We start from the raw sequence: 2,170 nt of genomic DNA, 5'->3' as shown, positions 1-2,170 counted from the left end.
CAATGTGTAGATATAGCCTTTCCCCGTTTTTGTCTGCACGGAATAGAGCATATCCGAACACTGGGTGCGCAGGTCGTCTTCGATAAAGCTACCTGACTCCATCGCAAGGGTGCTGAAATCGCAGCGCTCCCGCAGATGAGGTGGCAGATGGATTTCCAGAAAGTCTCGGGCGACCGTGATATCGCCGAGGAACTTTTTGAACAGGGAGTCATGTTGGGAGAGTGAGGATGTTGTCATTGGCGCAGTATACCTTGCTCAGGTTACGGTATGCCATCGAAATCCCCCTCCCTCAAGTCTGTCAAATCTGGGAGATTCTGGCGTAGTCGGCAGGTCGAAATGGACGGTAAGTTATTGATAAAAATGTCGTGTATTGTCGTGCTTTGTTGTGTTTTGTCGCCTATTTTTTGAGCGCAAAAATAACATAAGCATATGATAAATATTGTTTTATAACTTTATACCTTCGCTGATGCTCCAACATCGCTGTTCCCAACCCGCCACGGCGCCAGCGCGGATGAATGGCAAAGGCGGCCAGGCGGCAACGCGAGCCGCGACGCACCATGATTGCCAGCGCTACCGGGTTGTTTTTGACGCTCCAGATGCGGCTCTCAGTCAACGATAGACCCTCTGCGTTAAAGCGTGTGGCAAACGTCGGGCCATCGAGGGTGAAAGGTATCACATAATCCGTGAAGCATTCAGTCAATATGGCGGCGAGATGATGGCTGTCGTAGTGCGTGGCATCACGGCAGACCAGTGGTGAAATCGATGTCATGGACGTTTCCTGTAGTGTCGGCGCTAGCGTACACGGTTCCCTGGAAACAGGATTATCGGTTGATATGCCGTTGTACTCAAACAAGATGCGCTTTTTAGCCTAAAATTCATGTAGAATTATCTGCCACTCGCGCTACGGGTACGGCGATGTGGCGATAAACAGGGAGGGCGTTTCCCGGATTCCTCTGTTAAACAGATACTCATCAGTGAGTTATGAGTAAATTAACGTTAACTCATTGTTTTATCCGACGCCTGTGAAGGCGACACTCTGAGGCTGCTCAATGAGCGAAAAGTTACAAAAAGTGCTGGCGCGTACTGGCCACGGCTCACGCCGCGAGATCGAAGGCATTATCCAGGCAGGCCGTGTGAGCGTGGACGGCAAAATTTCGACGCTGGGCGACCGCGTCGAGGTAACCAAAGCAACCCGCATTCGTATCGATGGTCACGTGGTTTCTGTTAAAGAAACCGAAGAAGCAGTCTGTCGCGTACTGATTTATTACAAACCAGAAGGTGAGCTTTGCACCCGCAGCGATCCCGATGGTCGCCCGACGGTGTTCGATCGTTTGCCGAAAATGCGCGGTTCACGCTGGGTGGCGGTAGGGCGTCTGGATGTGAATACCTCCGGCCTGCTGCTGTTCACCACCGACGGAGAATTGGCAAACCGCTTGATGCACCCCAGTCATGAAGTGGAACGCGAATATGCGGTGCGTGTGTTTGGTGAAGTGGATGAGGATAAACTCAAGCTGCTGACCAAAGGCGTACAGCTTGATGACGGTCCTGCATCGTTCTGCACCCTGAAGTACAGCGGTGGTGAAGGGTTAAACCAGTGGTATAACGTTACGCTGACAGAAGGGCGTAACCGAGAAGCGCGTCGTTTGTGGGAAGCGGTTGGCGTGCAAGTAAGCCGCCTGATTCGCGTGAGTTATGGCGACATTCCATTACCAAAAGGGTTGCCGCGCGGTGGCTGGACGGAAATGCCGCTCGAACAACTTAACTATCTGCGCGAACTGGTGCAATTGCCGGCTGAAACCACCAGCAAGCTGCCGGTTGAGCGTGAGCGTCGTCGGGTGAAAGCCAATCAAATTCGTCGTGCGGTAAAACGCCACGGCCACGCAGGTCCTGCGCGGCGTAGTGCGCCAAAGCGTAACGGCTAAGTGTGATGTTAAAAGCGTGACGTTAAGGTAGCTGGTTTTACACGGGGTGTGTCGTCGCCACACCCCGCAATGGCAATAATGTATTTCTTACCAATCGATGTCTTGCTGGGCCTAATGAGATGTTCACCCCCACTCTGTGAGCGGTACGCTGGCAGGGTGTTTTTCTTTCAGGAGAGGCCATCATGGAAAACGTTACTCTTATTGGTATCGATCTCGGTAAACATTCTTTCCACATTCATTGCCAGGAT

General features: G+C 52.1%; 3 protein-coding genes. 1 reads left to right on the top strand and 2 read right to left on the bottom strand.

The genetic code is table 11. The features are described from left to right. Together QZ506_RS18020 and QZ506_RS18015 are read right to left on the bottom strand one after the other, a co-directional pair. Positions 1-237 (bottom strand): Rpn family recombination-promoting nuclease/putative transposase (locus QZ506_RS18020; RefSeq protein WP_291972977.1); only part of this gene is annotated, 237 nt, incomplete at its 3' end. Positions 238-397: 160 nt separating this feature from the next. Further along, entirely contained in the window at positions 398-769 is a 372-nt protein-coding gene (locus QZ506_RS18015) for a GNAT family N-acetyltransferase (protein ID WP_291972976.1), read from the bottom strand. A 280-nt stretch (positions 770-1,049) separates the two neighbouring features. On the opposite strand from QZ506_RS18015, the gene rluB reads away from it, so the two are divergent. After that, positions 1,050-1,922 (top strand): 23S rRNA pseudouridine(2605) synthase RluB, encoded by an 873-nt coding sequence (rluB, locus tag QZ506_RS18010; protein WP_291972975.1) that lies wholly within the window; start codon positions 1,050-1,052, stop codon positions 1,920-1,922. The last annotated feature ends 248 nt before the right edge of the window (positions 1,923-2,170 follow it).

The organism is Candidatus Symbiopectobacterium sp. (assembly GCF_020054415.1).
In the GTDB taxonomy this organism is placed as follows: domain Bacteria; phylum Pseudomonadota; class Gammaproteobacteria; order Enterobacterales; family Enterobacteriaceae; genus Symbiopectobacterium.
The sequence above is the reverse complement of the archived record's forward strand: the minus strand, read 5'-3'. Positions and strand labels throughout refer to the sequence as shown.

Coding starts and splice junctions, on each gene's coding strand:
- QZ506_RS18015 (WP_291972976.1), bottom strand. CDS start 769: ATGACATCGATTTCACCACTGGTCTGCCGTGATGCCACGCACTACGAC.
- rluB (WP_291972975.1), top strand. CDS start 1,050: ATGAGCGAAAAGTTACAAAAAGTGCTGGCGCGTACTGGCCACGGCTCA.